16 protein-coding genes and 1 pseudogene are annotated in these 18,634 nt (G+C 67.2%); 9 read left to right on the top strand and 8 right to left on the bottom strand.

The annotated features are described in order from the left end of the window. Nucleotides 1-20 precede the first annotated feature (20 nt). The 3 genes from VEB62_RS12305 to VEB62_RS12295 all read right to left on the bottom strand — a co-directional run bounded on the left by VEB62_RS12305 (nt 21) and on the right by VEB62_RS12295 (nt 5,406). Nucleotides 21-2,891, bottom strand: coding sequence for a TonB-dependent receptor (locus tag VEB62_RS12305; protein ID WP_324799985.1), 2,871 nt, complete (start codon nt 2,889-2,891; stop codon nt 21-23). Nucleotides 2,892-3,222: 331 nt separating this feature from the next. Further along, on the bottom strand, nt 3,223-4,506 hold the full coding sequence (locus VEB62_RS12300; protein WP_324799982.1) for an MFS transporter: 1,284 nt from the start codon (nt 4,504-4,506) through the stop codon (nt 3,223-3,225). 78 nt (nt 4,507-4,584) lie between these two features. Next, on the bottom strand, nt 4,585-5,406 hold the full coding sequence (locus VEB62_RS12295) for a 2-keto-4-pentenoate hydratase (RefSeq protein WP_324799979.1): 822 nt from the start codon (nt 5,404-5,406) through the stop codon (nt 4,585-4,587). Between the two features lie 157 nt (nt 5,407-5,563). Between VEB62_RS12295 and VEB62_RS12290 the strand changes: the two genes are divergently transcribed. The 5 genes from VEB62_RS12290 (at nt 5,564) to VEB62_RS12270 (ending at nt 11,183) form a co-directional block, all read left to right on the top strand. Continuing rightward, nucleotides 5,564-6,613 carry a LacI family DNA-binding transcriptional regulator gene (locus VEB62_RS12290; protein ID WP_324799976.1) on the top strand — a complete coding sequence of 350 codons (1,050 nt, stop codon included), beginning with the start codon at nt 5,564-5,566 and terminating at the stop codon, nt 6,611-6,613. 110 nt (nt 6,614-6,723) lie between these two features. Beyond that, a complete protein-coding gene (kduI, locus tag VEB62_RS12285; protein WP_324799972.1) occupies nt 6,724-7,569 on the top strand; it encodes a 5-dehydro-4-deoxy-D-glucuronate isomerase in 846 nt (281 codons plus the stop codon). Between the two features lie 20 nt (nt 7,570-7,589). Then, entirely contained in the window at nt 7,590-8,348 is a 759-nt protein-coding gene (gene kduD, locus VEB62_RS12280) for a 2-dehydro-3-deoxy-D-gluconate 5-dehydrogenase KduD (protein ID WP_324799968.1), read from the top strand. Between the two features lie 21 nt (nt 8,349-8,369). After that, the gene (locus tag VEB62_RS12275; protein ID WP_324799965.1) at nt 8,370-9,410 is read left to right on the top strand and encodes a PfkB family carbohydrate kinase; all 1,041 of its coding nucleotides are present in this window, start codon (nt 8,370-8,372) and stop codon (nt 9,408-9,410) included. Nucleotides 9,411-9,560: 150 nt separating this feature from the next. Further along, nucleotides 9,561-11,183: a pectate lyase gene (locus VEB62_RS12270; protein WP_324799963.1), complete on the top strand. Its 1,623-nt coding sequence runs from the start codon at nt 9,561-9,563 to the stop codon at nt 11,181-11,183. Between the two features lie 367 nt (nt 11,184-11,550). Here VEB62_RS12270 and VEB62_RS12265 read toward each other — a convergent pair whose 3' ends face one another. Then, on the bottom strand, nt 11,551-12,177 hold the full coding sequence (locus VEB62_RS12265; protein ID WP_324799959.1) for a hypothetical protein: 627 nt from the start codon (nt 12,175-12,177) through the stop codon (nt 11,551-11,553). Between the two features lie 106 nt (nt 12,178-12,283). On the opposite strand from VEB62_RS12265, the gene VEB62_RS12260 reads away from it, so the two are divergent. After that, entirely contained in the window at nt 12,284-12,487 is a 204-nt protein-coding gene (locus VEB62_RS12260) for a hypothetical protein (RefSeq protein ID WP_324799956.1), read from the top strand. A gap of 197 nt (nt 12,488-12,684) precedes the next feature. Here VEB62_RS12260 and VEB62_RS12255 read toward each other — a convergent pair. The 4 genes and pseudogenes from VEB62_RS12255 to VEB62_RS12240 all read right to left on the bottom strand — a co-directional run. After that, nucleotides 12,685-12,936 (bottom strand): annotated as a pseudogene (locus VEB62_RS12255) (transposase); the annotation flags it as partial. A 12-nt stretch (nt 12,937-12,948) separates the two neighbouring features. Further along, the gene (lldD, locus tag VEB62_RS12250; RefSeq protein ID WP_324799953.1) at nt 12,949-14,085 is read right to left on the bottom strand and encodes an FMN-dependent L-lactate dehydrogenase LldD; all 1,137 of its coding nucleotides are present in this window, start codon (nt 14,083-14,085) and stop codon (nt 12,949-12,951) included. A 7-nt stretch (nt 14,086-14,092) separates the two neighbouring features. Continuing rightward, the gene (lra1, locus tag VEB62_RS12245; RefSeq protein WP_324799950.1) at nt 14,093-14,854 is read right to left on the bottom strand and encodes an L-rhamnose 1-dehydrogenase Lra1; all 762 of its coding nucleotides are present in this window, start codon (nt 14,852-14,854) and stop codon (nt 14,093-14,095) included. Between the two features lie 17 nt (nt 14,855-14,871). Next, nucleotides 14,872-15,684 carry an IclR family transcriptional regulator gene (locus VEB62_RS12240; RefSeq protein ID WP_324799947.1) on the bottom strand — a complete coding sequence of 271 codons (813 nt, stop codon included), beginning with the start codon at nt 15,682-15,684 and terminating at the stop codon, nt 14,872-14,874. Nucleotides 15,685-15,824: 140 nt separating this feature from the next. Between VEB62_RS12240 and rhmD the strand changes: the two genes are divergently transcribed. From rhmD to VEB62_RS12225, 3 genes are read left to right on the top strand one after another with little or no spacing between them, the layout of a single operon-like run. Continuing rightward, nucleotides 15,825-17,006 carry an L-rhamnonate dehydratase gene (rhmD, locus tag VEB62_RS12235; RefSeq protein ID WP_324799944.1) on the top strand — a complete coding sequence of 394 codons (1,182 nt, stop codon included), beginning with the start codon at nt 15,825-15,827 and terminating at the stop codon, nt 17,004-17,006. Nucleotides 17,007-17,021: 15 nt separating this feature from the next. After that, nucleotides 17,022-17,882: a 2,4-didehydro-3-deoxy-L-rhamnonate hydrolase gene (locus VEB62_RS12230; protein WP_324799943.1), complete on the top strand. Its 861-nt coding sequence runs from the start codon at nt 17,022-17,024 to the stop codon at nt 17,880-17,882. Beyond that, nucleotides 17,879-18,628 carry an SDR family NAD(P)-dependent oxidoreductase gene (locus VEB62_RS12225; RefSeq protein WP_324799940.1) on the top strand — a complete coding sequence of 250 codons (750 nt, stop codon included), beginning with the start codon at nt 17,879-17,881 and terminating at the stop codon, nt 18,626-18,628. The genes VEB62_RS12230 and VEB62_RS12225 overlap by 4 nt, the downstream gene beginning before the upstream one ends. Nucleotides 18,629-18,634: the final 6 nt, after the last annotated feature.

The following is an 18,634-nucleotide window of genomic DNA, read 5'->3' as shown; positions in this document are numbered from 1 at the left end:
CCCCGGCTTTCGCGGCGTTCCTAGAACTTGTACCGCGCGCCGACGTAAACCTGCCGGCCGGTGTGGTGGTAGACGTAGGTGCTGTCGCGAACGCCATCGAGCTCGCCATGGTTCTGGCGGTTCGCCTCGTCGGTCAGATTGATCCCTTCCAGCGTCAGCGTCAGGTGGTCGGTGACGTCATAGGAGGCCGAGGCGTCGATGCTCGTCGTCTCGGTCTTGCCCGTCGCCACGATGCCGCGCGTGCCGCCGTTGGCGCCCGGCACCTGCTGGTAATAGCTGTCCCGATAGGCCGCGGAGACGCGGGCGTTCAGGCGGCCGTCATCGTAATAGAGGGTGGCGTTCCAGGCCTCGGGCGACAGATTCACCAGATTGGCTGTCACGAACGCGCTGCAGGCGGCCGTGGTGCAGTAGTCGATCTCCGACTCGACATGGGTGTAGTTCGCCTGGACGCCCAGGTTCGAGAACGCCCCCGGCAGGAAGGTGAACGGCTGCTGATAGCTGATCTCGAAGCCCTTCAGCGGACCACCCGGGGTGTTGGCGGGCGTGCTGAAGACATACTGATCCGACGGCGGACGATCCGCGGCGGCCGGGAAGGCCTCGGGGTTGAGCGCCGTCAGCTCGGCATAGGTCAGCGTTTGCTGGGTGGTCTGAACATAGGTCGAGATGTCCTTGTAGAACCACGCGAAAGACAGCAGCGATTCCGGAGCGAAATACCATTCGATCGACAGATCGACGGTGTCGGCGCGGTACGGCTCCAGCTTGACGTTGCCGAGCGAGGCGGTGCGGTTGGCCGCCAGAGGCGCGCTGAGCGCGAACACCGGCACCAGGTTGGTCACCGGCGGGCGGGCCATGACCTTGGCGGCGCCGAAGCGGATGATCAGATCCTCCACCGGCTCCAGCGCCAGGTTCATCGAGGGCAGGAAGTCGTCGTACTCATTCTCTCCGGTCACCGCCGTCGTCACGCCGCTCAGCGCCGAGTAGCCGAGCGCCTCGACCTCGGTCTTGACCCAGCGGTAGCCGAGATTGCCCCGGAACGGCATGCCATAGAGTTCGGCGTCCCAGTCAGCCTGAACCCAGGCGCCGGTGTCGGTTTCCGTGACCTCGCGCCAGCTGCCCAGCGCCGTGGAGCCGTTTTCCAGTCCCAGCAGGCGGAAATCCCCGCCCGCAACCCCGGTGTCGCAGAGGCAGCCGGCGCCGAAGACATCGATGATGGCGTCCAGATTCGGCGTCACCCACGACGTGGCCGAGCCGGCCGGCAGATCGAGACCGCTGCCGAAACCGGTCAGCAGTTCGGTGACGTCGGCCATGGACGTGCCGCCCGGCAGCGCCGGCGCGGAGTTGCTGACCCGGGCGTATCCGGTGCCCACCGACTCATATTCCTTGTAGCTGGCGCCCGCCTTGAAGGTGACTTCGTCGCTGAGCTCGAACCGGAAGGCCCCGTCGGCGGTCGTATAGGTGTTGGTCTGGAAGCTGGAGCTGATGCGCAGCTCAGATCGGGGCTGGGCGGCCGCCGGTCCGGTGAAGCTCCACTGATTGGGATCCGTGACGTCGAAGCCGTAGACGATCAGCGGCAGGTCGCGGTTGTCGCGGAAATCGATCGACCAGCCGTCAGCGTTCTGATGGTCGATGATGGCGTTGATCTGGGACGGGTTGCCGAACTCGGACTTCGACCGGCCGACCGTGCCGTTGAAGCTGACCGTGTCATTGAACCGGTGGTCCAGTTCCAGCGTGTACTGGGTGAACTCGGTCTCGAGGATGTCGAGACGTTGCTCGGTCCGCATGTCCATGTCGTCGAGCCGCAGATAGATCAGCTCGCCGGTTTCCGGATCCACCTCCGCGTCGATGATGTCGACCTGCGGCTTGCCGCCTTGCGTGGCGTTGCGGCTGAGCGACCAGGCCTCCAGGAAGTTCTCGCTCCGGGTCGAGTCCAGCTTCGAATAGAGGCCGTCGAGGCTCAGCGTGGTTGCATCGGACGGGCGCCATTGCAGCGAGAGGGTCGCGCCCAGTCGTTCCTGTTCATGGATCAGTCGGCCGTAGCGAGGAATACGGGGGTGGAACAGTCCCCCGGCCGCGCCGGCGCCGCCGGGCAAGGCGCCGGGGTTCTGGAAGCCGTTGTCGCCGTTGGCCGGACCCCAGCGGACCGAGCTGAAGCCTTCCTCGATCGAATCCTTGTCGCTGTAGGCGACTGATAACAGCGCCCCGAACTTGCCGTCCATCCAGGTGTTGGAGATCAGGCCGGCAAAGCGCGGGCTCCAGCTTTCCGACAGATCATTGTACCCGCCCTGTACCGAGGCGGCGGCGGTGAAGCCCCGATAGTCGAACGGCCGGGTCGTGCGCAGGTCGACCGTGGCGCCGAGCGAGCCTTCCTCGACCTCGGCGGACGCTGTCTTGCGAACGGTGATGTTGTTGAAGAGTTCGGACGCGAAGACGTTGAAATCGAAACCGCGGCCGCGGTTCACGCCGCCGGAGGAGTCCGTCGCGCCGGTCGACGCCTGCGCCTCAATGCCGTTGATACGGGTCCGCGTGAATTCGGAACTGAGCCCGCGCACCGTAATCGAACGGCCCTCACCCGCGTCGCGATCGATCGACACGCCGGGAATCCGCTGGATGGATTCGGCCAGGTTGGTGTCCGGGAAGTCGGCGATATCCTCCGCCGAGATGGCGTCGACCACGCCGGCCTCGCGCCGCTTGATGTTCAGGGCGCTCGCCAGACTGGCGCGAAAGCCGGTCACGACCACTTCCTCGACCTGGGTCCCGTCTTCCTGCGAGGGGTCCTGCGGCGCCGCGGCGGTCTGCGCCGCCGCGTCATGGGCGGCCAGAGCGAGCGCCAATGCGCCGAAAGACGCGGTCGCGGCCCACGCGCGGCGGGCGAATTGGTTACGTCGGGTCATGTTGTCTCCTCCCAAATGTGGTCTGTCGGAGATCCGTCGCCCCCGTTCAGGCCTCTCGCTGCTCGCAAGAGACACCGGTGTCATCACTTGTTGATCAAGTTGTGCTACCGGTGTCATGACAAGGTTAGGCACAGGTCTCGGGGCATGGCAAGACCGGCGTTCATCTTCCCGAACCGCCCCCGTCGGCGCTTGCCGGCCACAAAAAGGCCCGCCGTGGAGGACCACAGGCGGGCCAGAGCGCCATCCCTGGGCGTGCCTGTCCTGTGACCTGAGGGCCACGCGTCGCGAAAATGGACCCGGCCGGACGATCGCTCGCCCGGCCCGTCCTCCGTCAGACCTTCGCCAGCTCGTATTTCGGCGAGATCAGGTGGATGAGCAGCAACGCCAGCAGATAGGCCGAGGCCGCGACCACAAAGATCGGCGTATAGGTGCCGATGCTGTCCAGCACGAAACCGGCGTATTTGGCCATGATCATGCCGCCGATCCCGCCCAACATCCCCCCGATGCCGACGACCGAGCCAACGGCGGAGCGTGGGAAGACGTCGCCGGGGAAGGCATAGAGGTTGGCCGAAAAGCCTTGGTGGGCCGCGGTCGCCAGACCGATGATCCCCACCGCCAGCCAGACATTCGAGGCGAAGGCGGCGAAGGCCACCGGCACGGCGCACAGGGCGCAGATCAGCATGGTCGTCTTGCGGGCCATGTTCAGACTCATGCCCCGGTGCATCATCCGCGACGACAGCCAGCCGCCGCCTACAGACCCGAGGTCCGACAGCAGGTAGATGGCGACCAGCGGCGGACCGAAGGTCTTGAGGTCGAGGCCGTAGCGCTTGCCGAGAAAGTCGGGAAGCCAGAACAGGAACATCCACCAGATCGGGTCGATCAGGAATTTGCCCCCGGCGTAGGCCCAGGTCTCCTTGACCGTCAGCAGCTTGCGCCAGCCGATCTTTTCGACCGGGTCGGCCGGGTCCTGTTCGATCCAGGCCAGTTCGGCGGGCGTAACCCGCTTCTGCTCACGTGGCCGGCGATAGACCAGCAGCCAGATGGGCAGCCAGATCAGACCCAGCAGGCCGGTGACGACGAACGCCGCCTGCCAGCCGAAGGCCAACACCAGCCATGGCACGACCAGCGGCGTGACGATGGCCCCGATATTGGTGCCGGCGTTGAACAGGCCGGTCGCGAAAGCGCGCTCCTTCTTGGGGAACCACTCGGCGACCGCCTTGATCCCGCCCGGGAAGCCACCGGCCTCGCCGACGCCCAGCACCACCCGCGCCATGATGAAGTGGCTCAGGTCGCGCGCGGCGCCATGCGCGATGTGGCCGATCTGCCAGATCAGGAAGGCGACGCCGAAGCCCCATCGCGCGCCTACCCGGTCCATGATCCGGCCGAAGACCAGATAGGAGACGGCGTAGGCGGCCTGGAACCAGAAGATGATGTTGGCGTAGTCGGTCTCGCTCCAGCCGAACTCGGTCTGCAGCGTCGGCTTCAGCACGCCGATCATCTGGCGGTCGACGTAGTTGATGACCATGGCCGCAAACAGCAGCCACATGATGACCCAGCGGTACTTGCCCGGTGGGGGCGCCGTGACCTGGATTGGCGCGGTGGTGGCGTCAGACATGGTTCAGACCCGTTCCTGTGTTCCTCGGCGCCTTCCGCTTCTGGGTCGTCTGAACGACGGGCGGGTTGACGCCAGATTTTAATATCCCGCCGCGGCCCGAACGATCGGACAGTAAAGCTCCGCGACACCCCTGAAGATACAGACCGCCTCGTCGCCGGCGTCCACCCGGTGCACGCCGGTGACCGCCCCCGTCGAGACCAGGGCCCCCGCCTGCAGCGGGCGGCCCCTTTGTGCACAATGCTCAAGCAGGAAGCGCACGGATTCCATCGCTCCGCCGGCCAGCGCGGTGTGGCGGGCCACACCAAGGCTCTGGCCGTTGATCACGGTTTCGACCTCAAGGTGATCCAGACGGTCCCGCCAGTCGATCACCTCCGGTCCCAGCACGAGGCCGGCATTGTTGCCGAAATCCGAGGCCACGACCACGGAGCCGAGATCGTTGATCGTCGGCAGCGGACTGCCTGCCAGCTCGACGCCGACGAAGACGCTGTCGACCTGTGCCATGGCGTCCGCCAGCGTCCATTCCAGCCGGGCCGGATCGGCGTCTCGGCCGATGCGCGCCACGAACTCCGATTCAACCGCCGCGAAACCGCCGGCAATGGCCGGGAGCGGCGTTCGCCCGCCGTCGGCCGCCGCCCACAGCCTGCCTGCAAAGACAGGACCGGCCACGCGGTGAACGCCCAACGCCGGCTGCTGGGCCGGCGGGACGCCGCCGACCTTCCAACCCACAATGCGGTCACGATAGAGGCCGATCGCCTCTTCCTGGATGGCGTAGGCCTCAGCCAGCGTCGCGGGAACGGAACCCGGATAATCGGCCGTGGCCCGCGCCGCCAGGCGGGCGGACACGAAACGTTCGGCGATCGCTCGCGCCGTCGGATTGGACTCGATCGGGGCCAGGCTCATGATCGCGTCACTGTCGTCTCAAACTCGGTCAAGGAGGGCCCCACACGCTGCGATGATAATGGGCGGCTGGGGAAACCGGTGTCAATGCGCTTCATGACCCCATGGCGCCGGTCGCGACGACCAGCTATGCCTTAGCGTCCACAGGAGGAGGGCCGCCTTGGCTCAGGACGATCCGCGCTCAACCAAGCCGGGGAAACGGTCTACGATCAACGACGTGGCCCGGGAGGCGCAGGTCTCGAAGAAGACCGTGTCGCGCGTCATCAACCAGGCGCCGTTCGTCCGGCAGGACACGCGCGATCGCGTCAACGCGGTTATCAAGGAACTGGGCTTCGTCCCGGACCCGCAGGCGCGGGGTCTGGCCTTCCGACGCTCATTCCTGGTGGGCCTGATCTACGACCAGCCCAGCCCGACCTATGTGGTCAACATGCAACAGGGCGTGCTGGACGCGCTGCGCGGCTCAGGCCTGGAGCTGGTCGTGCATCCGTGCAACCGCGACTCCGGGACCCTGCTGGAAGACATCCGCAACTTCGTCGAGCGCCAGCGGCTGTTCGGGGTGATCATGCCGCCCTCTGTGTCCGAGGACGAGCGCGTCATCGCCTTGTTGCGGGAGCTCGACTGCCCCTATGTGCGGATCGCCTCGGTAGCGCTGGACGAACCCGGCTCCATGATCGTGACCAACGACTGGATCGGCGCCGCGGAGGCCGCGCGATACCTCGCCGATCTGGGCCACCGTCGCATCGCCATGGTCCGCGGCCTGACGTCCTTCCGGTCCTCAAGCGTGCGCGGCAAGGGCTTCGTCGACGCACTGGCCGCCTGCGGCATCCCCATGGATCCGGCCTATGACATCCAGGGGGGCTACACCTTCGAATCGGGCGTCGAGGCGGGGCACGCCCTGCTCTCCCTGCCTGAGCCGCCGACTGCGATCTTTACCCTCAATGACGACATGGCCCTGGGGGTGATGCAGGCCGCCCGCGATCGCGGGCTCGAGTTGCCGCGGGACTTGTCTGTGGTCGGCTACGATGACCTGCCCATGGCGGCGCGGGTGTGGCCGAATCTCACCTCCGTGCGCCTGCCGATTCGCGACATGGGACGGATGGCAGCCGAGAAGCTGCTGGCGCCGATGCGTGGCGTCGATCCGGCGAAGCTGGAACAGCCGGAGGTGCATCCGGCCCTGGTGATTCGCAAATCCGCCATACCGTTCGCCTAGCCTGGGGGTCTCGAAGTCGCTTGCGGTGGACTCTGACACCGGTTACCTAGTCGGCAACCGCGGGCCGCGACCCGCCCGGAATGCTGGCCGCGAGCCCAGGGAGACTCGGCATGTACGACAAGATTTATCACGGCACCCATCCCGACATGATGGAGGGGGCGACCAACGACCAGCTGCGCGACCGCTACCTGGTCAGCGGGTTGTTCCAGCCGGGCAAGGTCAGCCTGAACTATTCGCACAACGAGCGGATGATCATCGGCGGGGCCGAGCCGACAAATGGCGTCCTGAGCCTTCCGACCCATTCCGAGCCGCCGTCCCTTGAAGGCAAGCCCTTCCTGCACGCCCGCGAGCTGGGCGTGGTCAACATCGGCGGGGCCGGCACGGTCATCGTCGACGGCGAGAGGATCGACCTCGGCTTCCGCGACGGCCTGTATGTGCCGATGGGCTCGGGCGAGGTCGCGTTCGCCTCGGCCGATCCGGCCAACCCGGCGAAATTCTATCTGATCGCCACGCCCGCCCACGCCCGTTACGAGCTGGCCAAAATCTCGATCAACGAGGCCGTGCCGATCGAGATGGGCGCGCTGGAAACGTCCAACGAGCGGACGATCTACCAGTACATCGTCCCGGCCAAGGTGAAGTCCTGCCAGCTCCTGCTCGGCGTGACCGTGCTGAAAACCGGCAGCGTCTGGAACACCATGCCGCCGCACCTGCATGACCGGCGCTCGGAGGCCTACCTCTACTTCGGCCTGGGCGAGAACGACCGGGTCTTCCACTTCATGGGCGAACCGGACAAGGCGCGCCACATCGTGGTCCAGGACGGCGAGGCCGTGATCAGCCCGCCGTGGTCGATCCACATGGGCTCGGGCACGTCCAACTACACCTTCATCTGGGGGATGGGCGGCGAGAACCTCGACTACACCGACATGCACAAGCTCGACATCTGTCAGCTGAAATAGGGCGCGAGGGAAAGACCGTCATGAGCAACCCGTTTGATCTGACCGGCAAGGTCGCCCTGATCACCGGCGGCAACGTCGGACTCGGCCAGGGCATCGCCCTCGCCCTTGCCGAGGCCGGGGCCGACATCGCCTCGGTCGCCCTGTCCGACTCCGACGAAACGGTGGACAAGGTTCAGGCGCTCGGCCGCAAGGCGGTCAGCATCCAGGCCGACCTGACCTCGATCGAGCCGGTCCAGCGGGTGCTGGACGAGACGCTCGCCGCCTTCGGCCGGGTCGACATCCTGGTCAACAACGCCGGCCTGATCCGCCGCGCCGACGCCGTCGACTTCACCGAAGCCGACTGGGACCTGGTGATGAACATCAACCTGAAGACCGTCTTCTTCATGAGCCAGGTGGTCGCCCGCCGGTTCATCGAACAGGGCGACGGCGGCAAGATCATCAACATCGCCTCCATGCTCAGCTTCCAGGGCGGCATCCGGGTGCCGTCGTACACGGCCTCGAAATCCGGCGTCGCCGGGCTGACCAAGCTCATGGCCAACGAGTGGGCCAAACACCGCATCACCGCCAACGCCATCGCTCCGGGCTATTTCGCTACCGCCAACACCCAGCAGCTGCGCGACGATCCGGTGCGCTCGGCGGAGATCCTCGGCCGCATCCCGGCCGGACGCTGGGGCGACCCGTCGGACCTGGGCGGCGCCGCCGTCTTCCTGGCCAGCCGGGCGTCGGACTATGTCCAGGGCGCGATCCTGCCGGTCGATGGCGGCTGGCTCGCCCGTTGATCTCCCTCTAGGCTCCGCCGCATGACGACCTCGACGCGCGGCCGCATCCTCTGCTTCGGCGAAATGCTGGCGCGGCTCAGCCCGCCGGAAGGCGAACTGTTGATGCAGTCGCCCCGGCTCGCCATCCGCCCCGGCGGGGCCGAGGCCAATGTGGCGGTGTCGCTCGCCCGTTTCGGCGCGCCGGCGGCCATCGCCACCGTGCTTCCGGACAACGCCCTCGGCCGCGCCGTCCGCGACGAGGCCCGCCGGCACGGCGTCGACACCTCCCCTGTCCAGTTCCGCCCGGGCCGCCTCGGCCTCTACTTCATGACCCCCGGCGCCGTGCGGCGGCCGGCGGACGTGCTCTACGACCGGGCCGGCTCCGCCTTCGTCCAGCACGTCGACGGCGCCTTCGACTGGCCGGGTCTGCTGGACGGGACCGAATGGCTGCACGTCTCCGGCGTCACGCCGGCCATCGGGCCGACCGGCACGGCCGCGGCGCTGGCGGCCTGCGCCGCGGCCGAAGCGGCCGGGGTCAAGATCAGCTTCGACGGCAATTTCCGCGGCAAGCTGTGGGCGGAGTGGAAGGGCGATCCGCCGGCCACCCTGGGCCGCATGCTCTCGTCATCCACCCTGGCCTTCGCCGACGATCGCGACTTCGCCCTCGTGCTGGGCCGGACCTTCGACGACGCCGATCCGGCCGTCCGCCGCCGCAGCGCCGCCGCAGCGGCCTTCGCGGCCTTCCCCTCGCTCCAGCGCATCGCCTGCACCCTGCGCGTCCAGGAAAGCGTCGCCGATCAGGCCCTGTCCGCGGTCATGCTGACCCGGGACGGCGCGGAGGTGCGCGAGACCACGGCCGAGGCGATCCACATGACCGGCGTGGTCGACCGGGTCGGGGGCGGCGACGCCTTCGCCTCGGGCGTCCTGTTCGGCCTGTGGAACGGCTGGTCCGACCAGGACGCGCTGGATTTCGGCCTGGCCGCCGCCGGGCTCAAACACTCGGTCCATGGCGACTTCAACCTCTTCACCGCCGACGAGGTTCGCGCCGCCATGTCCGCGGATGGCTTCGACATCAAGCGCTGACGACGGTGGCGCAAGCCTCCGAACGATCCGTCGGACGCGATGGGTTCCCGCGACTAGGAAACCGGTGTCAATCGTGCTTCAGTCTCGCTGAGGCGGCCGCAGAGCCGTATCGTGGGAACATTCTTCGGGAAGGTCGCCATGTCGTCGTCCATGAACCGCCGCGCCCTGCTCTCGGCCGCCGCCGCGACGGCCTTCGCCGCCACCGCCGCGCCCTCGCTCGCCCGGTCCGCGCCCGACAGGGCCAGCATCCTGGCGACCATGAAGCGGGCGACGGCCTTCATGACCGACGAGGTCGCGGTCGGCGGCGGCTACGTCTGGAATGTCCTGCCCGACTTCTCGCGCCGCTGGGGCGAGTTGGAGGCCCTGCCGACCATGATCTGGGTCCAGCCTCCCGGCACGGCGACGGTGGGGCACCTCTTCCTCGACGCCTGGCACGCCACCGGGGATGAACAGTTCTACGACGCGGCCGTCGCCGCGGCCGGGGCCCTGATCCGCGGCCAGCACCCGGCCGGCGGGTGGAACTACGTCATCGACACCGCCGGCGAGGACTCGCTGCGCCGCTGGTACGAGACGGTGGGCAAGAACGCCTGGCGGCTGGAGGAATTCCAGCGCTACTACGGCAACGCCACCTTCGACGACGCCGGCACGGCCGAGGCCTCCCAGCTCATGCTGCGCATGTACCTCGCGAAGCGCGACCGGCGCTTCAAGGCGCCCCTGGACAAGGCCATCGCCTTCGTCCTCGACAGCCAGTACCCGAACGGCGGCTGGCCGCAGCGCTTCCCGCGGGTCGCCAACGCCGGCTTGCACGGGCACGAGGACTACACCGGCTACATCACCTTCAACGACGACGTCGCCGGCGAGAACATCGAGTTTCTGCTCTACGCGTATCAGGCGCTCGGGGACGCCCGCCTGCCCGCCGCCATCCGTCGCGGCATGGACATCTTCGTCGAGACCCAGCAGCCGGCGCCGCAGCCCGCCTGGGGCCTGCAGCATTTCCCCGACACGCTGAAGCCGGCCGGGGCGCGCACCTACGAACCCAGGGGCTTCGCGACCCACACCACCGCCAGCAACATCCGTTCGATGATCGGCTTCTATCGCCTGACGGGCGACCGGAAATACCTCGCGCGCCTGCCGGAAGCGCTGGACTGGCTGGACGAGGTGGCTGTTCCGCCGGCCCTGCGGGCGCCGGGACGGACCCATCCGACCTTCATCCTCGAGGGCTCCAACACCCCCGTCTATATCCACCGGCGCGGCTCCAACGCGACCAACGGCGAATACTACGCCGACGCCAACCCCGACCGCGTCATCGGCCACTACGGCTCGTTCCGGAACCTCGACACCGCCGCCCTTCGCGCCGAACTGGCCGAGGTCCAGGCGCTGTCGAGCGAAGAGATCCGGCGCACCTCGCCCCTGCTGGCGCGGCCGCGGACAAACACCCTGCCGAAATACTTCACGCTCCGGGACGTCAATTTCCGCGACATGGGAACCGAGGGTCGCCGGCCGCAGGCGCCCTCGGCGGGCCGCTCGGCAGAACTGGTCTCGGGCCTGAACGCGCGCGGCTACTGGCCGACGCCGATGACCAACGTCTCGAACCCCTGGATCGGCGAGGCGCCGGCCGCCGTGACCGGCGGCGAGTACCAATCCACCAATGTCGGGGACATCTACGACACCTCGCCCTGGCGCACCGACTATCCGGTCGAGGTGATCTCCACCGCCGCCTTCGTGCGCAACATGGGCGACCTGATCGAGGCGCTGGCCGGCCCTGTTCCGTAGCCACGAGCCAGCCGCCGGCGCCGCCGATCCGCCACGGGAAAGTGTCCGCGAAAATTGGTGGGACACTTCGGCCATTTCGGACAAATCCGAAAAAACCGCAGGTAATTCCGTGCGGTGCGGCGTCGCCATGGCGGGCGAGGACGCGCCGCGCGGCCAGATTATCGGAAATTCCACCGCGAAAGCGCCGCTGACCCGCCGCGCCCGTAGCTCCCCCTGTCAAAGACCCCGCGCGGCCATGGGCCACGCCCGTGTGAAATGGAGCGACAGGCCCAGCGGTCAAGATCGCAATGCGAATAAAATCCTAGCCATGCACTATGCAAACCGAGGAATAACCCTATGACAGCCCCGGCCTCAGCGTCGAAGCGCCTTACTCGTCAGCAGGTCGAGGCCGCTTCTTTCGCGGTGATAGCGGAGCTGGCGGAAGAGCTGCGCCCGGCACACGGGCGAGTGCTTGACGAAACTCAGTGTCGGATAGCATCACCCGATATAGCAGGGGCTCTGTTTGCAGATGTCGGTCCACATGTGTTTTAAAGACCATGAACCAACTCTGAACCCGATCAAACATTTCGACTGCGTCTTGAAGGTCTTGTTTGGTATAGACTAGTATTTTGCTGCGGTCTGGCCCGTCACCCCCACCCGAGAACCGCTGACCCGCCGATAGCCGCTCATAATTTCGGACAGCAAAGGCAAAATTGTCCGGCGGGTCTATTAGGAGCAATCCGTCTTCGATGTCCTCGGAGTAGGCCCATATCCAGTGGGCTAGGCGGTTGCGATGCCCCTCAGCGGTTTTCCTGAGTAGCAGAAGGGCGCTGAAAAGGTCATGATCCTCCTTTGAGAGGACGGTTTTGGCGATCGCCCGAAGGCCAGCATTCTGAGCCGTCTGGTGGATGGCGTCGAACATTGCGAAGGCCGGCGTTGCCTTGGCACCGAGGAAAGTAATCATCAGGCCGGACAAGTAGGCGTCCAGTTCAGCCGCTTTCGCCACGATAGTCATCGCCAGCAGTGCGTGCTCAGGCCGCTCTCGGATTGAGACCCTGGCTGAAGTAAAGAGGAGCGGGCGCTGGCTACCAGGCTTCTCGTAGTGCGACAGAGGTTGAGGCATGACAGATCACCCAGATCCCGTAGCCGAGCGCCGCGACGAAGTGCTCAAGCGGATGCTGAACACCCCGCCGAAGCCGCACAAGCCGAAAGCTGCGAAGCCGAAGGCGGCGCTCGACGGCACGATAACGATTGAGGCGCGCGACACCGACGTCGGCGGGCGCGAGGTTCTGCCGTGGTCGTTTACGCCCGCCGGGGCCGAGTAAGCGCTTCGTTCAGGTGCTTGCAGTCCATATTGAAGGGCGATTCCTGCTTGGCGAGGTGGCAGGTTTGAAGAAGTTCGATAGCGTTGATCTCCATTTTCCCGCGCCCGCCGACCGAAATGTGAGTCGCGGTGAAGCCGCACACGGCGCACCGGATTTCCTCAACAGCCATTCCGCCCTCCCTCGATAAGGCGCGAACCCTAGCCCTTGCCGCGCTTCTTGCGAAGGCGGGCGAGGCGGAGCGCCTGAAACCTGAACGTAGGCTTCGTCCGCCGATAGTTCAGGCGCTTCCCGGCGGCGCCGAGGATGGCCAGATCGGTGCGCATGGTGTCGTTGAAGCCGAGCAGGGCGCGGGTGTTGTGGCGGAAGCCGAACTCGGTGACGTAGCGGTTCAGGTGCTTCTCGGAGCAGTGCTGATAGACGCCTTTCATACCCTTCTTGAACATGCCGAAGGGATGCCGGGGTCAGGCGTCGGCGATCAGGTCGCGCCCGATCGCGGAGATGGACGTCGCCCCCGTCAGCGTCATGGCGACCCGGATCTCCGTCTCGATGAGGTCCAGCAGGTTGGCGACGCCCGCCTCCCCGCCCGCCGCCAGGGCGTAGACGAACGGGCGGCCGATCATCGCCGCATCGGCCCCCAGCGCCAAGGCGCGGACCACGTCCAGCCCGTTGCGGATTCCGGAGTCGACGAGCACGCGCAGTCGACCATTCACGGCCCCGGCGACCGCAGGCAGGGCGCGGGCCGTGGACAGCACGCCGTCGAGTTGCCGCCCCCCATGGTTCGACACCACGATGCCGTCGGCGCCGAACGTCACGGCGTCGCGGGCGTCCTGCGGATCCAGAATCCCCTTGATGATCATGGGGCCGTCCCAGAACTCCCGGATCCACTCCAGATCCTTCCACGAGATCGACGGATCGAAATTGGCGCCCAGCCAGCCGATGTAGTCGGCCAGGCCCGTGGCCTTGCCGAGGTAGCGCGAGACGTTGCCCAGATCGTGCGGCAGGCCCCGCACGCCGACATCCCAGGCCCATCCGGGATGGGTCATCGCCTGCACCATCCGGCGCACCGGCGCGTTCGGTCCACTCATCCCCGACCGGGCGTCGCGGTAACGCGCGCCCGGCACCGGCATGTCGACGGTGAACACAAGCGTCTTCACCCCGGCCGCCTTCGCCCGCTCCAGCGCGTCCTTCATGAAGCCCCGGTCGCGCAGGACGTAGAGCTGGAACCACATCGGCCGGTCGATGGCCGGCGCCACCTCCTCGATGGGGCAGACCGAGACGGTCGACAGGGTGAAGGGGATGCCGCGCGACGCGGCGGCCCTGGCCGCCTGCACCTCGCCGCGCCGGGCGAACATGCCGGTGAGACCGACCGGCGCCAGGACGATCGGCAGCCGGAGGGTCTCGTCGAACAGCCGCGTCTCCAGACTGAGGTCGGCCATGTTCTTCAGCACGCGCTGGCGCAGGGCCACGGCCTGAAAGTCCTCGACGTTCCGCCTGAGGGTCTGCTCGGCGTAGGCCCCGCCGTCGATATAGTGGAACAGGAACGGCGGCAGGCGGCGTTGCGCGGCCTCGCGATAGTCGTCGGGTGAGGAGATGATCATCGGCGGCCTACTGGAAGTTGGCGAAGGCGCCGCCATCGACCAGCAGCGCCGCGCCGGACATGTAGCCGGCCATGTCCGACGCCAGGAAGACGACGACCGAGGCGATATCTTCCGGCTGCCCCAGTCGGCCAAGGGGGATGCGCCCTTCCATGTATCGCCGCTTCCCGGGGTCGGCGAGATCATCCTTGTTGATGTCGGTGGCGACCGTGCCCGGCAGCACGGAGTTGCATCGAATCCGGTGCGGCCCGAGGGCCACGGCGCAGGACTGCATCAGGCTGTGCACCCCGGCCTTGGTCGGCGTGTAGTGGGTCTGCATCGCGCCGCCGACAAGGGCCGAGATCGAGCTGATCGCCACGATCGAGCCCCCCTCCCCCTGACGGACCATCTGGTTCGCGGCCGCCTGGGTCATGAAGTACGCACCGTGCAGGTTGACCTCCATGGTCCGCCGCAGGGTCTCGACCGGCATGTCGAGGAACGCATGGAACGGGCATATGCCGGCGTTGGAGACGAAGACGTCGACCCGGCCGAAGGCGTCGACCGCCGCGCTGACGAAGGTGGTCGCGCTGTCCGGCCGGGCCACGTCGCCGTCGACGACGATCGCCCTGCGTCCCAAGGCCTCGATCTCGCGAACCACCCCGGCGGCGGCCGCGTCGTCATTGAAGGTGTTGAGGGCGACATTCGCCCCCTGTCGCGCGGCCTCGACCGCGGTCGCCCTTCCGATCCCCCGCGATGCGCCGGTTATCAGGACGACCTTGTCTTCAAGCAGCATGCGGGCTCCAGCCTTGGTCAGATCGAGGGTTTGGGCATCCAGCCGAGGTCGCAACTGATCGCGTCAGCGGCGTCCCTGACCGTCTTCGTCAACTCGGCCATCCGTGCATCGGACATGTACTGGGCCGCCGAGGACACGCTGAGCGCCGCGACGATCTTGCCGTCGACGGACCGGATCGGCGCCGCGACGCAGCGGATCTGATCCTCGTTCTCCTCAAGGTCGAAGGCGTAGCCCTTCTGGGCGTAGCTGCGCATCCGCTCAAGCCAGACCGCGCGCGCGGCCGTGTCCACCGGCGCGCCCTCAGGCGCGTAGAAGTCGATCCATTCGGGTTCGGTCTTGTCGAGGATCAGCGCCTTGCCCAGCCCGGTGGAGGCGATCGGATGCCGCTCGCCCAGCCGGGAGCCGATGTTGATTCGCCGGCGCCCCGGCACCTTGTCCAGGTAAAGCGCCTGACGGCCGTCCAGGACCCCGAGATGGACCGTATCCTCCGTCGCCGCCGACAGTTGCTCCAGCCAGGGCCGCGCCACGCGCGGCAGGTGCATCTGCTGGCTGGCGGCGTGGCCGAGCTCCAGCAGTTTGGGGCCCAGGCTGTAGCCCTCGCGCGGACGGAACGACAGCAGGCGACGGTCGACGAGGGCCGACGCCAGCCGGTGGGTGGTGCTCCGGGTCAGTTCCAGCTTTTCGGACAATTCGGCCAGCGGGAGCGGCCGTTCGATCAGGGCCTCCACGACGTCGAGGCCGCGCAAGAGCGTCTGGCTGCCGGACGCCTTGGCGCCGGCCTCCTCCTCCCCTTCGACCTGCACGGTCTTGATTGACGGCGTCCGTCCCATTTCGTAATCCTCATTCTCAGAATGTAGCAAACCGCGCAAGTGGGCCCGTCGCCGGCCAACATTATTGACGCGGCGCACGGAGGAACGCCAGTGATATCCCGCATGATGGGAGCGGATCGCCAGATTTCCGGACGCCGCCCGTGAGCCGACTGCCCCGCATCAAGCATGTGCGCGCCTTCGTAGTGCGCGGCGGCGGCGCCGACTATCACGACCAGGCCGACGGCCACTGGATCGACGACCATATCGCCACCCCGATGGCGAAGTATCCCGAATACCGCCAGAGCCGCCGCAGCTTCGGCATCAATGTCCTCGGCACCCTGGTGGTGGAGATCGAGGCCGAGAACGGCGTCGTCGGCTTCGCGGTGACCACCGGCGGCGAGCCGGCGGCCTGGATCGTCGAGAAGCATCTGGCCCGCTTCCTCGAGGGCCGCGATCCGTCCGAGGTCGAGAAGATCTGGGACCAGATGTATTTCTCCACCCAGTACTATGGCCGCAAGGGGCTGGTGGTGAACGCCATCTCGGGCGTCGATCTGGCGCTGTGGGATCTGCTGGGCCGGCTGCGGCAGGAGCCGGTGTTCGCCATGCTGGGCGGCGCCGTGCGCGACGAACTGACCTTCTACGCCACCGGCGCCAGACCGGATCTGGCGAAGCAGATGGGCTTCATCGGCGGCAAGATGCCCCTGCACCACGGCCCGGCCGAGGGCGAGGAGGGCCTGGGGAAGAATCTCGCCGAACTGGAGACAATGCGGAACGCCTGCGGCGAGGACTTCTGGCTGATGTTCGACTGCTGGATGGCGCTGGACCTGAACTACGCCACCCGTCTGGCCCATGCCGCGCACGACTACGGGCTGAAGTGGATCGAGGAAGCCCTGAGCCCCGACGACTACTGGGGCTATCAGGCGCTGAAGAAGGCGGCTCCGCCGGGAATGCTGGTCACCACCGGCGAGCACGAGGCGACCCGCTGGGGGTTCCGCATGCTGCTGGAGATGGAGTGCTGCGACATCATCCAGCCCGACGTGGGCTGGTGCGGCGGGGTCACCGAACTGATCAAGATCTCCGACCTGGCGGACGCCAAGGGCGTGCTGATGATCCCGCACGGTTCGTCGGTCTACAGCTACCACTTCGTGGTCACCCGCCATAACAGCCCCTTCGCCGAGTTCCTGATGATGGCGCCCGGGGCCGACGAGGTCGTGCCGATGTTCCATCCCCAGCTGATCGGCGAGCCCGTGCCCGTGAACGGCCGCCTGAAGGTCCCGGACACGCCCGGCTTCGGCGTCGAACTGAACCGCGACATCGCCCTGCACCGTCCCTACGCGCGCTAAAGACAAGGTCCTCGAATGAAACTGCTGCGCTACGGCCCCCGGGGCCAGGAGAAGCCCGGATTGCTGGACGCGGACGGCCGCATCCGGGATCTGTCCGGCGTGATCACCGATCTGACGCCCGATCATCTTTCGCCCGGGGGGCTGAAGCGGCTGGCCGAGATTGACACCGGTTCCCTTCCGCTGGTCGACGGTCAGCCCCGCTACGGCGCGCCGGTGTCGGGCGTGGGGAAATTCCTCGCCATCGGGCTCAACTACGCCGACCACGCCGCGGAATCGAACCTGCCGATCCCGACCGAGCCGATCCTGTTCACCAAGGCCATCTCCTGCCTGGGCGGCCCGGACGATCCGGTGATGATCCCGCGGGAGTCGGAAAAGTCGGACTGGGAGGTCGAACTGGGCGTCGTGATCGGAACCCGCGCCCGCTACGTCAGCGAGGCCGAGGCGCTGGACCATGTCGCCGGCTACGTCCTCGTCAACGACGTCTCCGAACGGGCCTTCCAGAAGGAGAAGGGCACCCAGTGGGACAAGGGCAAGGGCTGCGATACGTTCGGCCCGGTCGGCCCCTGGCTGGTCACGGCCGACGAGGTCGGCGATCCGCAGGACCTGGACATGTGGCTGGACCTGAACGGCCAGCGCATGCAGACCGGCAATACGCGGACCATGATCTTCGACGTGAAACAGCTGGTCAGCTACGTCAGCGAATTCATCACCCTCGAGCCCGGCGACATCCTGACTACGGGCACTCCGCCCGGCGTCGGCGAGGGCAGGACGCCGCAGGTCTTCCTCAAGGCGGGCGACGTCATCGCCCTCGGCATCGAGAAACTGGGTCAGCAGCGCCAGCCGGTCGTCGCCTGGACGAAGGACGGGGCGGCGTGAGCATTTTTCGGGGACGCTTCAACGGCCGCACCGCGGTCGTCACCGGCGGGGCCTCCGGCCTCGGCAAGGCCGCAGCCGCGCGCATCGTCGCCGAGGGCGGCCAGGTCACGCTGTGGGACCTCAACGCCGAGACCCTCGCCGCCGTCGCCGCCGAGATCGGCGCGACCCATTTCGTGGCGCTGGACGTCGCCGACCCCGATGCGGTGACCGACGCCGCCAGGGCGTCGAACGAGGCGCTGGGCCGCGTCGACGTCCTGGTCGCCTCGGCCGGCATCACCGGCGCGACCACCGCCGTGCAGGACTTCCCGATCGAAAGCTGGAAACGGGTGGTCGACATCAATCTGAACGGCGTCTTCTACTGCTGCCGGGCGATCGTCCCCTACATGCTGGCGAACGGCTACGGCCGGATCGTCAACGTGGCCTCGGTCGCGGGCAAGGAGGGCAATCCCAACGCCAGCGCCTATTCCGCCTCCAAGGCCGGAGTCATCGGCTTCACCAAATCCCTGGGCAAGGAACTGGCCGGCAGGGGCGTCATCGCCAACAGCCTGACGCCCGCCACCTTCGAAAGCCCGATCCTCGATCAGTTGCCGCCGAGCCAGGTCGACTACATGCGCTCCAGGATCCCGATGGGCCGTCTGGGCGAGGTCGAGGAGAGCGCCGCCATGGTGTGCTTCATGGCGTCCGAGGAATGCAGTTTCACCACCGCCTCGACCTTCGACACGTCGGGCGGGCGGACGACCTATTAGGAGCCG

This window comes from Brevundimonas sp. (assembly GCF_035626975.1).
Taxonomy (GTDB): Bacteria; Pseudomonadota; Alphaproteobacteria; order Caulobacterales; family Caulobacteraceae; genus Brevundimonas.
This window is presented reverse-complemented; position numbering and strand designations above follow the sequence as displayed.

Coding starts and splice junctions, on each gene's coding strand:
- VEB62_RS12305 (WP_324799985.1), bottom strand. CDS start 2,891: ATGACCCGACGTAACCAATTCGCCCGCCGCGCGTGGGCCGCGACCGCG.
- VEB62_RS12300 (WP_324799982.1), bottom strand. CDS start 4,506: ATGTCTGACGCCACCACCGCGCCAATCCAGGTCACGGCGCCCCCACCG.
- VEB62_RS12295 (WP_324799979.1), bottom strand. CDS start 5,406: ATGAGCCTGGCCCCGATCGAGTCCAATCCGACGGCGCGAGCGATCGCC.
- kduI (WP_324799972.1), top strand. CDS start 6,724: ATGTACGACAAGATTTATCACGGCACCCATCCCGACATGATGGAGGGG.
- kduD (WP_324799968.1), top strand. CDS start 7,590: ATGAGCAACCCGTTTGATCTGACCGGCAAGGTCGCCCTGATCACCGGC.
- VEB62_RS12275 (WP_324799965.1), top strand. CDS start 8,370: ATGACGACCTCGACGCGCGGCCGCATCCTCTGCTTCGGCGAAATGCTG.
- VEB62_RS12270 (WP_324799963.1), top strand. CDS start 9,561: ATGAACCGCCGCGCCCTGCTCTCGGCCGCCGCCGCGACGGCCTTCGCC.
- VEB62_RS12265 (WP_324799959.1), bottom strand. CDS start 12,177: ATGACTATCGTGGCGAAAGCGGCTGAACTGGACGCCTACTTGTCCGGC.
- VEB62_RS12260 (WP_324799956.1), top strand. CDS start 12,284: ATGACAGATCACCCAGATCCCGTAGCCGAGCGCCGCGACGAAGTGCTC.
- lldD (WP_324799953.1), bottom strand. CDS start 14,085: ATGATCATCTCCTCACCCGACGACTATCGCGAGGCCGCGCAACGCCGC.
- lra1 (WP_324799950.1), bottom strand. CDS start 14,854: ATGCTGCTTGAAGACAAGGTCGTCCTGATAACCGGCGCATCGCGGGGG.
- VEB62_RS12240 (WP_324799947.1), bottom strand. CDS start 15,684: ATGGGACGGACGCCGTCAATCAAGACCGTGCAGGTCGAAGGGGAGGAG.
- VEB62_RS12230 (WP_324799943.1), top strand. CDS start 17,022: ATGAAACTGCTGCGCTACGGCCCCCGGGGCCAGGAGAAGCCCGGATTG.